The organism is Streptomyces sp. NBC_01439 (assembly GCF_036227605.1).
In the GTDB taxonomy this organism is placed as follows: Bacteria; Actinomycetota; Actinomycetes; order Streptomycetales; family Streptomycetaceae; genus Streptomyces.
Genome location: NZ_CP109487.1, coordinates 1,376,379 through 1,395,095 on the forward strand (window position 1 = coordinate 1,376,379; position 18,717 = coordinate 1,395,095).

The 18,717-nt window shown below is 68.5% G+C and carries 5 protein-coding genes; 4 read left to right on the forward strand and 1 reads right to left on the reverse strand.

All coding sequences use genetic code 11. From position 1 onward, the window contains the following. Positions 1–45 precede the first annotated feature (45 nt). The 4 genes from OG207_RS06400 to OG207_RS06415 are packed head-to-tail and all read left to right on the forward strand — an operon-like array spanning position 46 to position 17,532. Positions 46–3,054: an SNF2-related protein gene (locus OG207_RS06400; protein ID WP_329096688.1), complete on the forward strand. Its 3,009-nt coding sequence runs from the start codon at positions 46–48 to the stop codon at positions 3,052–3,054. Further along, positions 3,054–8,501, forward strand: coding sequence for a hypothetical protein (locus OG207_RS06405; protein WP_329096690.1), 5,448 nt, complete (start codon positions 3,054–3,056; stop codon positions 8,499–8,501). Before OG207_RS06400 ends, OG207_RS06405 begins: the two co-directional genes overlap by 1 nt. Beyond that, the gene (locus OG207_RS06410; protein WP_329096692.1) at positions 8,498–15,229 is read left to right on the forward strand and encodes a DEAD/DEAH box helicase; all 6,732 of its coding nucleotides are present in this window, start codon (positions 8,498–8,500) and stop codon (positions 15,227–15,229) included. The genes OG207_RS06405 and OG207_RS06410 overlap by 4 nt, the downstream gene beginning before the upstream one ends. Next, entirely contained in the window at positions 15,226–17,532 is a 2,307-nt protein-coding gene (locus tag OG207_RS06415) for a UvrD-helicase domain-containing protein (protein ID WP_285528465.1), read from the forward strand. Before OG207_RS06410 ends, OG207_RS06415 begins: the two co-directional genes overlap by 4 nt. Before the next feature lie 48 nt (positions 17,533–17,580). Here the strand turns inward: OG207_RS06415 and OG207_RS06420 are convergent, their stop codons facing one another. Beyond that, on the reverse strand, positions 17,581–18,384 hold the full coding sequence (locus OG207_RS06420) for a class I SAM-dependent methyltransferase (protein ID WP_329096695.1): 804 nt from the start codon (positions 18,382–18,384) through the stop codon (positions 17,581–17,583). Positions 18,385–18,717: the final 333 nt, after the last annotated feature.

Sequence of the window (18,717 nt, forward strand, 5' to 3'; positions counted from 1 at the left end):
GTGTGGGCGGCTGTTGGTGCCGCTGGTGAAGGATCGGAGCTGAGGGTGAGCGTCGAGGCGGAGGCCGTGGGCGGGCCGGACGATGCGCTGTGGGATGCCTGGCAGCCGGACGACGTTCCCGCTCCTCAGCAGGTATCCGGTTCGTCCGGGTATGCCCCAGGTTCCCAGGTGCTGGTCCGGGACGAGCTGTGGCTCGTCCGGAACTGCAAGGACGTCGGCAAGGACGGGTGGATGCTGGAGGTCACCGGCGTCTCGTCCTTCGTCCGTGGCACCGATGCCGTCTTCTACAGCCGTCTCGACGCCATTCATGTGCTGGACCCGCGTGAGACGGCGCTGGTCGCGGACGACTCGCCGAACCACCGTCGCGGTCGACTGTTCCTCGAAGCGGTGATGCGCAAGACGTTCCTGCCGCAGACCGAGCACGGGCTCGCACTGGCCGACGGCTTCCTCATGGACCAGCAGGTTCACCAGCTGCGGCCCGCCGAGCTGGCCCTGTCGATGAAGAATCCGCAGCCGCGCATCCTGATCGCCGATGTGGTGGGTCTGGGGAAGACGCTGGAGATCGGCGTGCTGCTGGCCGAGCTGATCCGGCGCGGGCGGGGTGAGCGGATCCTGGTGGTGACCCCGCAGCACGTTCTGGAGCAGTTCCAACGGGAGCTGTGGACCCGCTTCGCGATTCCGCTGGTGCGGTTGGACTCCACCGGCATCCAGCGCATCCAGCAGGACATCCCGGCCGGCCGCAACCCGTTCGCGTACTTCAAGCGGGCGATTATCTCCGTGGACACACTCAAGAGCGACGTGTACGCGCACCACCTGGAGCGCACGGACTGGGACGCCGTCGTCATCGACGAGTCACACAACCTCGTCAACCGGGGCACCAAGAACAACGCCCTGGCCCGGCTGCTGGCCCGGAAGACCGACGCGCTCATCCTGGCGTCGGCGACCCCCCACAACGGTGACGCCGGCTCCTTCGCCGAACTGATCAAGATGCTGGACGAGGCTGCGATCACAGACCCGTCGAAGTACGAGGTGAAGGACCTCGAGCACCTCTACATCCGGCGGACCAAGACCACCACGGAGGTCCGGGACTCCCTCAAGGGTGCCTGGGCGGACCGCGGGCCGTCCCAGCCCCTCCACGTGCCGGCGGGCGAGAAGGAGCTCGCGGTCTTCCGCGAGCTGGCCACTCGCTGGATCCCGGCCGACCCGGGTGAGCCCTCCGTCAGCCGGCACCAGCTGGTGCCGTATCAGCTGCTGAAGTCCTTCCTGTCCTCGCACCGGGCGTTGCTGGAGACCGTCGAGACACGCCTGAAGACCCTGGGCACACCGCAGACGGGCGCCCGGGAGACGGCTCGGCAGGCGGAGCTGGCGGCGCTGCAGGAGCTGCGGGGGCTGGCCGTGCAGATCCAGGACGAGGACTCCGCGAAGCTCGCGGCGTTGGTCGAGGAACTTCGGAGGATGGGGGTCGGACCCGGATCGGACACCCGCGTCGTGGTCTTCTCCGAGCGCATCCCGACCCTGAAGTGGCTCGCGGAGACCGTCCCGGCCGCACTGGGTTTCCGCCGCGGCACCACTGGCGACGAGAAGAAGCCGTGGCTCGCCTTCCACGGCGCGGTGCAGGTCATGCACGGCGAGGCTATCAGCGATGAGGAACAGCAGGCCATCGTCGAGAAGTTCGGGCTCCGCGACGACCCTGTGCGCATCCTGTTCACCGGTGACGTCGCCTCCGAGGGCGTCAACCTGCACCAGCAGTGCCACCGCCTGATCCACTTCGATCTGCCCTGGTCGCTGATCCGCATCGAGCAGCGCAACGGCCGTATCGACCGCTATGGCCAGGAGCACCAGCCTCAGTTCAGGGCTCTGATCCTCACCAGCGACGTCCCCTGGCGAACGGATCCGCAGACCGGGCAGGCGCGCACGCTGGACGACCGCCTGGTGGGCGAGAAGCTCCTCAGGCGCGAGGAGGAGGCCCACAAGATCGAGGGCTCCGCGGAGGCCATCACCGGGCTGTACCGGGCGAAGGAGGAGGAGAACCGCCTCACCCAGGACCTGATCGCCGGGCGGACCGTCGAGGAATCCATCAAGCAGTCCCAGCAGGGAGGGGCCGCGTTCCTCGCCGGTCTGCTCGGGCAGGTCGGCGCCGTGCCCGACCACCCCGAGGTCCCCCGCGCGAACGTGCCCCGCCTGTTCTCCTCCACCGCCGACTACTTCGACGAAGCACTGCACCAGATCTGCCGACCCAACCCCGAGGACCAGCTCTCGCTGCGCCGCGACGACGACGGCACGATTGCCTTCGAGCCTCCTCGTGACCTGCTGTACCGGCTGAAGGCCCTCCCGAAGTCCTACCTGGACGAGCAGAAGATCCTCCCCCGGAAGACCGAGCCGGGCCGCATGCGGATCACCTTCTCCAAGGACCTGGCTGACCGCCGGCTCAAGGCGGCCCGGGAGTCGTCCAAGTCCCAGTGGCCGAACGTCTCCTACGTCAGCGACGTCCACCCGGTCCTCGACTGGCTGACCGACAAGGTGCTCGTGGAGATCGGCCGCCACCAGGCACCCGTACTCGCCGCCGATGTGGACACCCCGACCTTCCTCGTCCAGGGCATCTGCTCCAACGCGCTCGGCCGGCCCACCCTGGTCGAGTGGATGGCCGTCCACGGTGATCCCTCGAACCTTCAGGTGACGGCCCTGACCCCGCAGGTCCTGGACGACTACGGGGTCGGACCCGCCATGCCGGGCCGCGACGTCCCCGACAGCCGCCGCGCAGCCCTCGCCTCGTACGTGCCCGCCGCCATCGACCGTGCCGAGCAGCACCTCACCGAGCTGAGTGCCGTCTACGCCGAGAAGATCGAGGCCACCCTGGCCCCGTACCGCAAGCGCGTCGTCCACTGGCAGCAGGAGGCCCTCTACTCCACCGACGGCACCGGAAAGCAGGGGGTCAACCTCAGCGCGGGCAAGCGCCTGAAGCTGATCAAGTCCCTGGAGACCACCGGCAAGCCGATGCTGCGCCTCCTCGCCGTCCTCGAACCGCTCACCGCCACTGAAGGAAGCACCCGCTGATGAGCACCGACTTCGACTCCTTCAGCAACCGCGGCGAGTACTTCTCCGCGCACTACTTCGCCGAACAGCTCGGCGCCGACCTCAAGAAGGGCCTATTCACCACCTGGGCCACGCGGGAAGGCGACGAGCACGACCGGCGCAAGACGCCTCGTGAGCTGATCCGCTCCCTGCGCAGCAGCTACCTCTCCGACGACGTCCGGACCTACTTCGCCGAGGCCGCCGCGCGTGACGCCGACGGCGACGTACGCCTGTACACCAAAGACAATCCCGAATGGCACAAGCGGCTGACCGAGTGGCACCAGGAGGTGCTGCGCACCCTCGGCTTTGAGGCAGCACCGACCGAGATCACGGTCCACCGCGCCGGACGCGACCACACGGTGACCGTCGCCTACCACGGCCACGGCATCGTTGCGCTGGACTGCGGCTGGGCGGCTGACAACGACGCCGCGGTGAACGCAGCCGGCCCGGGACGACTGCTGCACCCGCTGCGCGTCAGCGCGAGCGAAACGTACGAGACCGGCACCGCTCTGGCCGCATGGCTGTTCCAGAGCGAGCTCGGCGAGGCCGGCGGCCCTCACCCCCGCTTCGTCCTGCTGCTCTGCGGCGGCGTACTCGTCCTCGCCGACCGGCAGTCCTGGAACGAGGGCCGCTACCTGGCCGTCAACCTCGACGCGGCGCTGGAACGCAACGACCGTGCCCAGCAGGGCGAACTCTCTACCATCGCGGCCCTGTTCAGCCTCGACATGCTCCGCCCCGGCGAGAACGACCAGAGCCGGGGCATCGACGGCCTGCTGAAGTCCTCCAGCACCAACGCCGCCGGCGTCTCCGGAGAGCTCCGGCACGGCCTCCAGCGCTCGGTCGAGATCATCGCCAACGAAGTCCTGGCACGGATGGCCGAGCCGGACAACGACGTCGCCCCGGACGACATCGAAAGCCCCAAGATCCCCTTCGCACGGGAACTCACCCGGGAGTCCCTGCGCTACCTGTACCGGATCCTGTTCCTCCTCTACGCCGAGGCGCGGCCCGAACTCGGCATCCTGCCCGCGGACGACGGCAGCTACGAGGCCGGCTACTCCATGACCCGGCTGCGCGAGCTGGTCGAACGTGACGAGGAGCTGGTCGAGGAGGAAGCCCGCAACGGCTTCCACCTCTTCGAGTCCCTCTCCGTCCTCTTCAACAAGGTCAACTTCGGCCACCGCCCGTACGGCACCGAGGACACCGACGACCAGCCCGGCGACGACGAGGAGACCCGCAAGGCCAAGGCCGCCCGTCGCAGCGAAGACCGCGGCCTGCGCTTCGAACCCCTGCGCAGCGAGCTCTTCGAGCCAAAGGCGGTCCGCCTCATCGGCAGGAACGTCGTCGACCCCCGCAGCGACGAGGACAACGATCCCCGCTGGCTCGACCTGCGCCTGCGCAACACGGCCCTGCACGAGGTGCTGCGCCTGCTCACCATGAAGAAGGGCAAGCGCGGCGAGCGCGGCGGCTTCATCTCCTACCGCAACCTCGGCATCAACCAGCTCGGCGCCGTCTACGAGGGCTTGATGTCGTATACCGGCATCATCGCTGACGAAGAGCTGTGCGAGGTCGCCAAGGGCGGAGACCCGGAGAAGGGCTCCTGGCTCATCCCCTCCCACAAGCAGGACCAGTACCCGGACAAGACACTCGTCCACTACACCGAGGACGACGCCCGCAAGGGCCTGCGCGGCGTCAAGAAGTACGAGAAGGGCTCCTTCGTCTACCGCCTCGCCGGCCGCGACCGGGAGACCTCGGCGTCGTACTACACACCGGAGTCCCTGACCCAGGTCACCGTCGAGCTCACCCTCAAGCACCGCCTTGACCAGGAGCGCGACGCCGAGGGCAACACCATCAAGACCCGCGCCTCCGAACTGCTCAAGTACAAGATCTGCGAGCCTGCCCTCGGCTCCGGCGCCTTCCTCAACGAGGCGATCAACCAGGTCGCCGAGGAGTACCTCCGCCGCAGGCAGGAGGAGCTGGGCGTCGCCATTCCCACCGCCGACGCCCTGGCCGAGAAGCAGAAGGTAAAGGCGTACATCGCCCTGCACAACGCGTACGGCGTCGACCTGAATGCCACTGGTGTTGAGCTCGCGGAGGTCTCTCTCTGGCTCAACACCATGCACCCGGGCATGCGAGCCCCATGGTTCGGCCTCCACCTGCGCCGCGGCAACAGCCTGATCGGCGCCCGCCGGGCCGTCTACGCGGCCGATGACGTCACGGGCAAGGAGTGGCTGAAGGCGAAGGGCGCCCTCGCACCGACCCGACTCCCCTTCCTCAAGGACGGCGAACCACAGCGCCTCCCCCAGGACTCGGTGCACCAGTTCCTGTTGCCGAGCCCCGGGTGGGCGGCGGTCGCCGGCTCTAAGGAGGCCAAGGAACTGGCCAAGGAGGGCGTCGAGCAGCTGGCCGCTTGGAAGAAGGGCATCCTCCAGCGCCCCAAGCGCGGGAAGGCCAGCCGCGGCAAGGAGCCGGTCTCCCAGTTCACCAAGCTGCGGGACGCCACCCGACGGGTGGAGTTCCTATGGTCCCTCGTCGTCAAGCGTATGGAGCTCTCCGAGCAGGCTGTCGCCCGCCGGATCGAGGTCTGGGGCGCCGACCCGACCGACTCCGAGTATGACTTCCTCCAGCGACCTGACCATGCTGCGACTAAGGAACAGGTCCTCGAAGACCTCTTCAAAGCCGCGGACACCCCCTACTGGCGCCTGAAGAAGATCATGGACGCCTGGTGCGCCCTGTGGTTCTGGCCGGTGGACAAGGCCGGACTGCTCGACGGCACGGCGAGCGACTACGCAATGCACGCGACGGTCACCGAGGCGGACACCCTCGCCCAGGTCCTCGGAGGCGCGCCCCTGCCCGAAGAGCCGCCGACGCCTGTCACCACGCCGGAGCCAGCAGTCGCTCCTGAGCCCGCGCCCATGCCGCGATTCGTCGAGGCGACGGCACTTTTCGCTCTCGGACCCGAGCAGACGACCTTCGGGGACCTTGAGCTCTCCGCAGATGACGCGGTCGTAGAGGTTCGAGAGGTCAGAACGAAGGCGGGAAAGAAGTCCACCGCCCCCAAGTCAAAGGCACCGGAACGTCGGGGCGTCGTTCCTCTCAAGGACCTTGAGGACTGGCTGGAGTTTCTCGAAGCGATGGCGGGAACGGCCGACGTGCCCGAGGGTACCCTCATCGACCGCTTCACCAGCCTGGACGAGCTCAAGAGCTATGAAGAGACTCTCCCTGGCTTCATGGGCATGGACGTGGACAATCCAGAGGACCGGTTCCCGTGGCTCCGGGGAGTTCGCGACATTGCCGAGGAACAGGGCTTCCTGCACTGGGAGCTGGAGTTTGCCCTTGTCTTCGCCCAGGGCGGCGGATTTGACCTCCAGGTGGGTAACCCTCCGTGGGTCAGACCGGACTGGAACGAGTCAGCTGTTCTTGCTGAACACGATGCATGGTTCGAGCTGGAAGCAATGGCCTCTGCTGCGGAGACGCAGCGCCGGCGGCGGGAGATACTGACCTCTTCGGTGGCCCGATGCTACGTGCTCGGCGAGCTGACGAAAACAAGCGCGCAGGTGGCAGTGTTCGGCTCCCCTCAGATGTACCCACTTTTGGCAGGAACCCGCCCCAATCTCTATCGGGCATTCATGACCGAGGCTTGGGCTCATACGTCCAAAAACGGGACCACCGGAATGGTTCACCCGGACACACACTTCACTGGGGACAGGGAGAGCGACCTCCGGAGAGCCGCGTACCGGAGGCTGCGCGTTCACGGCGATTTCGTAAACTCTGGCCAGCGCTTCTTTCCCGAACCGGTTGGCCACACTGCTCACTTCGGGGTGCACGTCTACGGAGAACCTAAGGAGATCTCCTTCGATCACCTTTCATGGCTTGTCGCCGTAGACGCGCTGCGGCATTCGTCCCAGCATGACGGCTCGGGCGATGTGCCAGGCGTTCGCTACCGCAACGGCGAGTTCGATGAACGTCCTCACCGCGCCCGTGTTGTCAAGGTGGATGGGCATCAGCTCTCTATCTGGCAACGCCTGCTAGACGAGGCCGAGCAACCCGTCGAGGAAGCACGCCTACTTTTCCCTGTCAGTACAGCTGAAGCAACGGCGATTGAGGCGCTGGCGAACTATCCACTGCGACTGGGTGCCTTGTCCCCACGGATCTCGTTCGGATTCAACGAGAGCAACGCGAAGCGGGACAACCTCATCGACTACAACCGTCCGGCTCCGGATACAGACCAGGTGTTCCGGCCGGATCGCTGGCGCCACGTCATTCTCAAGGGCACCCAGTTGAGCGTAGCCACCCCCATCTACAAGCGCCACGACGCGAACACCAACGACCCGTACGGGCGGGATCTCGTCAACCTTGCCCCGGACTTCGTGCCTGACACTGCTTACGTTCGCGCCAGCGGAATGACTCTGCCCTACCTTGCTGCGCAGGACCGCTGGGTCAATCACAAGGCATTGCTCCGGTTGCGTGCGGACCAAAGGGCACTCGCCAAGGCACGGGCTCAGGCGACTGCAACAGGCCAGGGTGCCGACGACGAAATCGACACGGAAATGGTCGACGCGATTCTTCAGGAACGGGCTAGGCGCCGGTGTGCCGTCTTCTATCGGCTTGCTTGGCGCCGTCAGATTGCTCCGAACGCTGAGCGCGCACTGTACGCAGCCATTATCCCGCCAGGAACCATGCACATCCATGGTGTGCACAGCGCCGCGATGGCGAGTGAACGGCTGACCGTACTCGTAGCTGGATTCTGGGCCTCACTCCCCTTGGACTACTTCCTTCGAGCAACGGGTCGCGGCGACCTGCAGGTCAAGGGAGCCAAGGCCATGCCTGCCCCCAGCACCCAGCACCCCCTAGCCTCTGCACTCCTCCTCCGCACCCTCCGCCTCAACTGCCTGACCAGCGCCTACGCAGACCTCTGGGCCGAGTTGTACGATCCCACCTGGCCAGCGTACGAACCCTGGGCCTGCGACTGGACTGGGCTCCAGCCGCTGCACGACGTGACCCAGGACTGGCGGCCCGAGACACCGCTCCGTAGCGAGCGGGCTCGCCGGTCCGCCCTGGTCGAGATCGACGCGCTCGTCGCCGTCTGGCTCGGCATGGATGCCGACGCTCTCATCGCCGCGTACCGGGGCCGCTTCCCCGTGCTCCAGAAGTACGAGGCTGTCACCTGGTTCGATGCCGAGGGGTGGAAGATCGCAGGGAACGCCCGCACGATCGGGCAGCGGCAAACCAAGGAGAGCTGGGCGCAGTTCGAGGCGTACCAAGCGGACCGAGAGAACAAGCCCGTCCCCGATGGCTACACCGCTCCCTTCCACAAGGCGAAGCGTGAAGACGAGATGCGGGCGGCGCATGCTGTGTTTAAGAAGCGGCTCGATGAGGCCGTGGCTCGCGGGGAGTGGGATCCGGTGAAGCAGGAGGTGCCGAAGCCGTGAGGCCGACGCTGCAGGCGCGCGGGCTCAAGGAGAGCCTGCTCCAGTACCTGTCCACGACCTACGCGCTCACCGACGAGGGCGCGCGTGAGGCGCTGCACCGATTCCTAGGAGACGAGACCTCCGGGATGTTCCGGGGGCCGTACCTGCGGGTGCGGACGCCGTTCACCGTGGCCGACGACAAGCAGTGGCGCCGGCATCTGGAGTGGCAGCCGGAGGGGTTCAAGCCGTACGCGCACCAGGCCGTGGCCTTCGCCCGTCTCACCTCCGCGCGCGGGCACACCCCCCAGCCGACGCTGGTCACCACCGGTACCGGGTCCGGCAAGACCGAGTCGTTCCTGTACCCGGTGCTCGATCACTGCCGACGGGAGCGGGAGGCGGGTCAGACGGGCGTCAAGGCGATCTTCCTGTACCCGATGAACGCCCTGGCCACTGACCAGGCGCAGCGCATCAACGAGCTGCTGACCGAGAACGCCGAGCTGGGGAAGCTGTCGGCGGGTCTGTACATCGGTGAGCGGGCGGCGACGCAGTACGAGAGGGTGCGGACGCGGCGGTCGGACATGCAGCTGTCGCCGCCGGACATCCTGATCACCAACTACAAGATGCTGGACCTGCTCCTCCAGCGCGCGGACGACGCCCCGCTGTGGCGGGAGTCGGACATCCGGTACGTCGTCGTGGACGAGTTCCACACTTACGACGGCGCGCAGGGCACGGACGTCGGCATGCTGCTGCGCCGACTCGCGGCGGCCGTCGGGGCTTCCGCGGAGGGCCGGCCGCTCGGGCGGATCTGTCCGGTGGCGACGTCGGCGACGCTCGCGTCCGGGACGGACGAGGACGGTGTGGCGCGGCTGACTGAGGTGGCCACGCACGTCTTCGGTACGGAGTTCACCGCCGACGCGATCGTCGGGGAGAACCGGCAGTCGGTGGAGGAGTTCGTCCCGCGTCGCGATGTGACCATGCAGCCGATGCCGACTCCGGACGAGCTTCTTGCGCTGCCGGATCCGACGACCGGGGATGCGGCGCTGCTGGATCTGATCGAGAAGGTGACGGATGTCCGTGACCTGGATCCGTTCGTGCTCGGCGGCAATCTCAAGCGGCATCTGTTCACGCATGCCGTGATGGAGGCGCTCGGCGGTGAGGTGAAGACCTCGGCCGAGGTGTTGGACGTGATGTGGCGGGTCGGCGCGGCCGGCTGGTCGGAGGCGGTGGCCCGGCAGCCGGAAAAGGCGGCGGAGGCGCTGGCGCGGTTCGTGGCCCTGCTGTCGTACGCCCGTGATCCGGAGTCGACGCCCGCCTCGCCACGACCGTTCGTCCACGTCGAGGTGCACCAGTGGGCGCGGTCGGTGTCGCGGCTGCTGCGCGGGGTGCTGCCGTGGCCGAAGGCGGAGTTCCGGTGGGATGCGGCCGGCGCGGCCGATGCCGGCGGGGCCGACAACGGACGTACGGCACCCGTGACGACGGCGACCTCGGGCCAGAGCGCGAACCTGTTCCTTCCAGCGGTGTACTGCCGTGACTGCGGGCGTTCGGGGTGGGCGGTGTTCTCGCCGGAGAGCGATGACCACGACGTCCAGTTCGACACGTACAAGATCCGCCGGTCCTCGCTCGGGCAGGACAAGGCCCGGGTGCGGAACCTGATCGCGGCGACGGACCAGGAGGCCCGGGAGGGTTCCGGTGCGGCGCCGATGTCGGCCGCCCGCGGCAAGGGGAGTCCGGCCGGCTCGCAGGGTGCGGGTGGGACCCTGATGGTGCTGGACGGCACCCGCAAGCGGCTGCGGCTGCCCGACCCGCAGAACGACTACGACCGGGAATCCAAGCAGCCTCGGCTGACGGCGCGTGACTCGGCGTTCGTCCTGGTCAACTTCGGCGAGACGGCCAATACGGCGGCCAAGGAGGACTGGTGCCCGGCCTGCGGTGAGCGCAACGCGATCCGTTACCTCGGTACCGGTGCCGCGGCCATGGCGGCGGCTTCGATCACCCAGCTGTTCACCGGCGGGGAGCTCGAGAGGGAGCTCCGCGAGGACAAGACGTTGATGTTCAACGACTCGGTGCAGGATGCCGCGCATCGGGCGGGTTTCGTCGCCAATCGCTCGTACACCTTCTCGCTGCGTGCACTCCTGGCCGATCACCTGCGGCACGACGAGTCGACGGCGCTGAACGACCTGATCGCGAACGTGGTCGAGGCCACGACCGACAAGGACACCCTCTCCGCGGTGGTCCCTCCGGACCTGCACGGGTTCAAGGGCGTGGACCGGCTGCTGTCCGGGCAAGGTCGCGGCGGGGACCTGAAGACGTGGCGGCTGATCGGGCAGCGGCTGGCGTTCGAGGCGCTGATGGAGTTCGGGTTCCGGTCCCGCAACGGCCGTACCCTTGAACTGACCCGGACCGCCGCCGCGCAGGTCCGCATCGACGACCCGGCGGCCGTGGTGGCGCTGGTCCGGGAGCTGCACGAGGAGTGCGTGCGGGACGGGCTGCCGCTGGTGCCGCAGGACGACACCCGCTACCTGGCGTTCGTACGCATCCTCCTGGAGCGGCTGCGCACGCGCGGGGCCGTGGCGCACCAGTGGCTGGATAAGTACGTCGACGAGGCCGGCACCAGTCGGTACTACGTGTGGGGCAGGCGTCCCAAGGGCATGCGGGCTTTCCCCAAGGGCATCGCGGCCCCGGTGTTCCTGCTGGGGCAGCCGAAGAACGGCAGCGAGTTCGACTTCGCGACGGGCCGGCTGTCCTGGTACGAGCGGTGGGCCGGGCGCTGCCTGGAGCTGCCACGTGAGCTGGCGCCCGAGCTGTGGAGCCGGCTGCTGCCCGAGCTCGCCTCGATGGGCCTGCTGTCGGTGCGTACGCCGAACGACACCTCGGCGCGGGTGTACGGGCTCAAGCCGGGTGCGATCGAGGCCCGGCTGCTGGACGACGAGCAGGTCCGCAGCTCGTACGTGCGCTGCCCGGTGTGCTTCTGGGAGCAGACGGTCCACCCCGACCTGCTGGACCAGTGGCACGGGCAGCCCTGCCCGTCGTACCGGTGCGGAAGGGGCCGGCTGGTGGCAGGCGACCGTCCCGAGGGGCTGGGCGTGCACCACCGGGACCGGGACTACACGCACGACTACTACCGGCGGCTCTACCTCAGCGCGGGCACGTATCAGGTAGTGACCGCCGAGCACACCGGGATGCTGACGCGTCCTCAGCGGGAGAAGGTCGAAGAGGCGTTCAAGCGCGGTGGCGGGTTCAAGGACCCCAATGTGCTCTCCTGCACCCCGACCCTGGAGATGGGCATCGACATCGGCGATCTGTCCGCCGTCGTGCTGTCCGCGCTCCCCCGGCGGCCCGCCTCGTACGCGCAGCAGGTCGGCAGGGCCGGTCGCCGTACCGGCAATGCCTTCCTGTTGACGATCCCGGACCGGCGCCGCCGTGACCTGTACTTCCTGGAGCGTCCGAAGGACCTGATCGCGGGCACCATCGTGCCGCCCGGCTGCTACCTGTCGGCGGTGGAGATCCTCAAGCGGCAGTACCTGGCGCACCTGCTCGACCTCGCCGCTGCCGGCCGGCTCGTACGAGCGGACGGGATCGTGCTGCGCGCGATGCCGCACAAGGCGCCACGTCTGTTCGGCCCTTCCGGTTACCTCACCGACCTGGTGGAGCTGGCCCTCGACCAGGGCGAGGAGCTCGTCGAGGGGTTCTTGCGGCTGTTCCCGGTCGGCGTCAGCGAGCAGGCCCAGGATGATCTCAGGAAGTACGCCACCCACGATCTGCGGAGCAAGGTGGAGCTGGCCGAGCGCGAGTGGCGGCGTGGCGAGGAGGCCTTGCGGGCTCGGCTGGCGGAGATCAGCGAAGCGCATGACGAGCTGAAGGACTCCGATCCCGACGAGGCCCGTCAGAAGGCGGAGCTGGACGCCGAGCGGCGTGGCGTGGGCAAGCGGCTCCTGCACCGGGGCGAGACCACGGCACAGAGCGCTCTGTGCGACCTGGGGCTGCTCCCGAACTACGCGCTGATCGACTCCCCGACCACGCTGTCGGCAACGCTGTACGGCGAGGACGGCGTCGACCCCAAGACCGGCAAGGTCGTCTACACCTCCGAGACGCTCACCTACGAGCGGCCCCGACGGTTCGCGCTCCAGGAGCTGGCTCCGGGCAACACCTTCTACGTCAACGGCTACCGGCACGAGATCACCGGACTGGAGCTGTCCACCGGCGGCCGGCAGGAGTGGCGTACCTGGCGGGTGTGCCCCGGCTGCGGCTATGTACGCACCGAGAACGCAGCCGATGACCGCTCCCCCTGCCCGCGCTGCAAGACGGGGCAGATCGCCGACGACGGCTCCTGCCTCTTCCAGGTCGTGGAGCCGGCCACCGTCACCTCGCGGGACAAGCGGGAGGACGCGCGGATCCGGGACGACAAAGACGACCGCGACCACCGCTCGTACGCAGTCGTGGACGCCGTCGACATCCCGCTCGAGGCGATCGAACCCGGCTCCTGGCGGCACACCCGCGAGACCTTCGGCGTCGACTACTGCCGCAGCGCCATGATCCGGCGGATCAACGTGGGTCCGGTCCGCTACGACAGCCCGGCCCGGGACGACTTCGCCGGCACGCAGGTGCGCCTCAACCCATTCCACGTGTGCACCGCGTGCGGGGCCGCCAGCGCAGACGGCCGTCCCGTCTTCGATCACGACACGGATGCCCTGGAATCGGCCGCGGTCCGCGCCGGACAGCTGAAGCACCACCGTCCGTGGTGCCCGCTGCGCCGCGGCAAGAAGGATGGCATCACCCAGGAACAGGTGCTGCTCGCCCACCAGTTGCAGACCGAGGCGCTGCGGGTGCTGATCCCGGCCGCGACCGCAGACGTGGACGCCAAGGTGCACTCCTTCCGGGCTGCCCTGCGACTCGGCGTCGATCTGCACTTCGGCGGGGACCCGCAGCACCTCGACACGACGGTGGCGTCCATGCCGGATACCGACAGCGGGGAACGGCGCTGGTTCCTGGTGCTGTTCGACGCCCTGCCCGGCGGCACCGGCTACCTGGACCGGCTCACCGACCCGGCCGCCTTCCGCGATGTCCTCGCCCAGGCGTACGAGAGTCTCAAGGCGTGCCCGTGTGCCGAGGAGCACCGCCGGGCCTGCCACCGCTGCCTGCACCGCTACACCCCCGAGCAGTTCCAGGACGAGGTCTCACGCCAGGCCGCCCTGAGCATGATCGAGTCCCTGCTGTTCACCCGGGAGGGCGAGGACGGCTGGGACACGGCCGAGGTGGACCACACCGGGCTGGTCGGTCTGGACGCCCAGGTGGAGTCCGACCTGGAGGCGCGCTTCCTGGCCGCGCTGAGGGACTGGGTGAAGACCACCGATGATGCCGCCCTGGACGAGGACGGCCACGCGAGCGGACACCTGCGGTTCACCGCCGGCTCGGACGTCACCCACTGGCGGCTCACAGCCCAGCGGCAACTCGAAGGGACCCGCACGGACTTCACCTTCACCCGCGTCGGGGGCCCACAGCAGAGCGTGCACGTCTACCTGGAGGGCTTCCGCTTCCACGCCAGCCGCGAGCACAACCGCATCGCCGACGACGCGGCCCGGCGCACCCTCCTGCGCGCCGACGGAAAGACCGTCTTCCAGATCACCTGGGCCGACATCGACCTGTTCGAACAGCGCCCGGTCCGCACCAAGCCGGTCTGGCCGCCCTACCGGGGCACCGCCCAGGAGGGCGCCAGGGCCGCGTACGAGCAGTACGGCGGCACCCGGGCCCACTTCGGCGAGGCGGTCTTCGCCAACCCAATCGACACCCTGATCGCCTACCTGCGCGACCCGGACGCCGAACGCTGGGCCCGGCGGGCCCGCGCCCTGGTCACCGGCCTCACAGCGGTGCCCGCGACGACCCCCGTCGCGGCGACCGCCAAGCGCAGCGAACTGATCACTGCATTGAGCGGCCAGCTCGCGGGGTTCGCAAGCGGGCCGCGACACGACAAGCTGGTGGCAGCAGACTCTGCCGGCTTCGCCGGTCCCGTTCACGTGTTCCGCACCGAGGACGAGCACGGCCTCCCCCTCGTGTTCGCGGTCGACGCGGCCGATCAGGAGAACCTGCGGTGGACCGCCCTGGCCGTCCTGGACGACAGCGATGCCGTCCTGGACACCGAGGAACACAAGCTGCGGTGGAGGTCCTGGCTGTACTGGACCAACCTCACCCAGTTCCTGTCCCTGGCCGGCGGCGACGGCGTCCAGCTCGCTGCCAGCCGGGCCGCGGACTTCGCAGTCGAGGTCCTCTCAGTCTGCGGCGGGCTCGGGGAACTCGACTCGCTCGCCGACGCGCGTACCCTGCGACAGCCGGTCGTCGTGCACCCCATCGCCCCGGAGGCAAGTGGCGATACGCCCGTCGAGGCTGCTCTCCGGCACATCATCCGAGACGCAATCTGGGACGAGGACATCCTTGAGCTGCTGCGCGAGGAGCCGGACGAGAACCCCTCGCTCCTGAACCTCGCCGAGCTCCTCGCGGACCAAGGCAAGCAGGCACCCGTGTTCGGATTCGAACTCGGGACCACCAGCCGCTGGCCCGCCGAATTCGCCTGGCAGACCCCCGACATCAAGATCGCCGTCGTCACGGCCCACCGGGGAGAGGACGACGCCGAGGCCCAGCGGCGCGACGCCGCGTACGCCGAGGCCGGCTGGACGGTCCGTACCGCCGCCGAATGGCTCGACCATCTCGACACCCTGCTCGAACAGCTCCCCGACACGGAAGGCACCACCCGATGACCGCCCGGCTCAGCCTGTACCGCAAAGCCGAACAGGAGCTGTACAAGCTCGACCGCTCGGTCAAGGCCCAGTTCTACGACTTCAGTCACATCTTCCGGGATAACCCGAAGCGGTTGAGACTGAAGAAGCTCAAGGGCGACTCCCGGATCTGGTCCGCCCGTGTCAACGACTCCTACCGAGCACTGCTCACCCCCACCGGCGTCGACCCGGACGGCACCGAGAGCTGGCTGGTCATCGCCGTCCGGCACCGCAGGGACGTCTACGAAGAACTCCAGGTCGCGGTCAACCGCGTCACCGGTGAGATCGAATTCGTCGACCTCGCCGTCGTCGGCGACAGCGCCCTGCGCCGCGCCGGCATCACCCTTACCCCCGCCGAGCCCGACACCGCCGAGACGCCCACGCCGACCACCGCCGAGCCAGCACGCGCACCCGCGGTGCCGCCGCTGCTCGCCGCATACAGCGGGCAGCAGCTCCGTGAACTCGGCGTCGCCGACCAGCTGATCGAGCTGGCCCTCACGGTCACCGACAGCGCCGAGCTCGACCAGCTCGTCGAGGGCGCACCGCTGCTGTCCAAGGACGTGCTCTACGGCCTCGCCGCTGGCATGTCGATCGATGAGGTGCGCCAGGAAATCACCCAACCCGTCGAGCTCGGCCACGAGCCAGACCTGGGCGACTTCGCGGCAGCCCTGTCCCGTACCAAGGTCACCGCCGTGGACGATGCAGTGCAGGCCGCCATCGACGAGGGTGACTTCCGGGCCTGGAAGGTCTTCCTTCACCCCACCCAGGAGCGCGTCGTCCGCCGCCATTACAACGGTCCTGCCCGGGTGTCCGGCGGACCGGGCACGGGCAAGACCATCGTCGCCCTGCACCGGGTCAAGCATCTGGCCGAGCAGCTCCCTCCCGGCCACGACAAGCCGATCCTGCTAACCACGTACACCAAGAACCTCACCACCGACCTACGGCTGCGCCTGTCTTCCCTGGTCGAGCCCGAGCTGCTGGCCCGCGTCGAGATCGCCCACATCGACCAGCTGGCCGCGCGGGTCCTCGGCGAGAACACCGCCCCCGGCCGCGGCAAGCAGCGCGTGTACGACAGCGTGGCCCTGGGCGAGATGCGTCAGCTCCTCGCGGAGCTGGACGACCGCCGCTGGGAGCCCGAGTTCCTCCTCGAAGAGTGGGAGCAGGTCATCCTCGGCCAGTCCGTGCCGACTAGGTCGGACTACTTCCAGGCCCGCCGGGCCGGCCGCGGGCGCTCCCTGACCCGTCCCGAGCGCAACCACATCTGGAAGCTGATCGAACAATTCACCGCCCGCCTCGACAAACTCGGCGTGGAAACCTGGGGCCAGGCGTCCGAACGCGCCGCCCGCTACGAGATCGAACGTGCCTCGAAGATCTGCGCCCGCCGCGAGTACAAGGACGAGGTCGGCGGCAAGGACCTCATCCACCGCGACAACAGCTCCGGAATGCGCTACCTCGGCTACCGCTACCGGCACATCGTGGTCGACGAGGCCCAGGACCTCAGCCCGGCCCACTGGAAGATGCTCCGCGCCATGGCCGACCCGGAGCTCCCCAACGACATGTTCATCGCTGGCGACACCCACCAGAGGATCTACGACCACCAGGTCGCACTCGGCGCCCTCGGCATCAACATCCGCGGCCGCTCTTCGAGGCTGACCCTGAGCTACCGCACCACCAAGGAGATCCTCGCCGAGGCCCTCCGCGTCGTCGAACCCAGGAAGACCGGCCAGGCCGTCGGCTACGACGACCTTGACGACGGCACCGACAACCTCGCTGGCTACCGCTCCGTCCTCCACGGCCCCGCCCCGGTCTTCAGTCCGTACACCTCGTGGGAGGAGGAACTGGCCGGCCTCGCCACTACCCTGGCTGCCTGGCGCACCGAGCTGTCCACCGACGGGCACGGCTCCCCGCGCGACCCCAGCGGCCACATCGCCGTCTGCGTCGCCGACCGCGACATGGTCAGCCAGACGATGTACCACCTGATCACCAGGGCCGGCATCACCTGTGCCGAGCTCACCAAGGACGGTCCGAAGGGCGACGGCGAGGTCCACGTGGGCACCATGCACCGCTTCAAGGGCCTCGAGTACCAGCGCCTGGCGATCGTCGGCGCCAGCGACGGGATCATCCCCCGCACCCACGTCATCGACCGCTACCGCACCGAGGACCCGCCCCGCTATGAGCGCGAGCAGCGCAAGGCCCGCTCACTGCTGTTCGTGGCCACCACCCGTGCCCGAGACGCCCTGACCATCAGCTGGCACGGAAAACCGAGCCCCTTCCTGCCGGCCTGAACCGTCAGGGTCGTCTGCCTGCCCGAACGCTGGGCAGGCAGACGACGGTCAGGAGGTTCCGACAACGAGGATGTGGGCGGAGGCATCAGTGAACACGCCCTGGTCGTCCGCCAGGCGGGCGGTCGCCACCGCGTCCGCGACCAGCGCTTGCGCGACCTCCTGTCCCCCGCACCGGCCTGCCGCCATGACGTACGCCCATCCGGGACCCTCGATGCCGTGCAGGCGCACATCCGTCAAGCCGGCCTCGACCGCCTCCTCGGCGAGCTCCGCCGACGTGTGGAAGTGCACCACCGTGAACCCTCGGCTGCCGTCGTACGACCCGGTCCGCACCACTTCGGTGACCTCCCCTGCGAGAAGGTCCGGGGTAAGCCCGGCACTCACGGTGTAGTCCTGCATCAGGGAGTACCGGGAGATCCCGGCTGCCGCCACCAGTCCACCTGGCACCACGACGCGGCGGGCTTCGGAGAGCGCTCTGAGCCTGTCGGCGCGATCCGCCAAGTGGTACAGCGGCCCCAGGAGCAGCACCGCGTCGAAGCCGTGTGCGGGCAGCGTCACATCTCGGGCGTCACCGATCTCGGCCGCACACCCTGGAACGTACGCGCGGGCCTGTTCGACATGCTTGGGCACCGGGTCCAGGAGCACCACCTCGTACCCGTCCTCGACAAGCCACCGAGCGTGGGTCCCCGGCCCTCCACCCACGTCCAGAACCCGGGCCGGCGGCGGTGGAAGGTACTGGCGTAAGAGCTCTTGAGTCCGCTCGAGCTCCAGGCGGCCTGTCGCGGTGGTGTGCAGCCGGGCAGCTTCGTCGTATTCCCCGTAGAAGTCCGCGATCCGTGCGTCGATCGTCGTCATACACAACGACGGTAGGACCCGCCCGGTCGTCCTGTCACCCGGAATTCGGCACCAGCACATAGTGGAGGCGACTCCCCTTCTCTGGCCGATCAAGCGGCGCGACGTCGACCCGGCCGGTTGCCATCACCCAGGCCCCTTTCCGAAGCTGCGTAGGCTAACGTCGGGCTGTCGCCAAAGAGGTCCAGCGCCGTCTTCCGCATCAGCTACCGCCGGTTCTGACTTACGAGTTGGGCCGATCGACGTCGTCCGCGACGAAGTCGAACGGACGCTTGGAACCCAGCTGGACCAGGCCACCCTGGTGCGCAAGCGCCGGTCTCTCGGCGCGAGGACGGA

Coding starts and splice junctions, on each gene's coding strand:
- OG207_RS06405 (WP_329096690.1), top strand. CDS start 3,054: ATGAGCACCGACTTCGACTCCTTCAGCAACCGCGGCGAGTACTTCTCC.
- OG207_RS06420 (WP_329096695.1), bottom strand. CDS start 18,384: ATGACGACGATCGACGCACGGATCGCGGACTTCTACGGGGAATACGAC.
- OG207_RS06415 (WP_285528465.1), top strand. CDS start 15,226: ATGACCGCCCGGCTCAGCCTGTACCGCAAAGCCGAACAGGAGCTGTAC.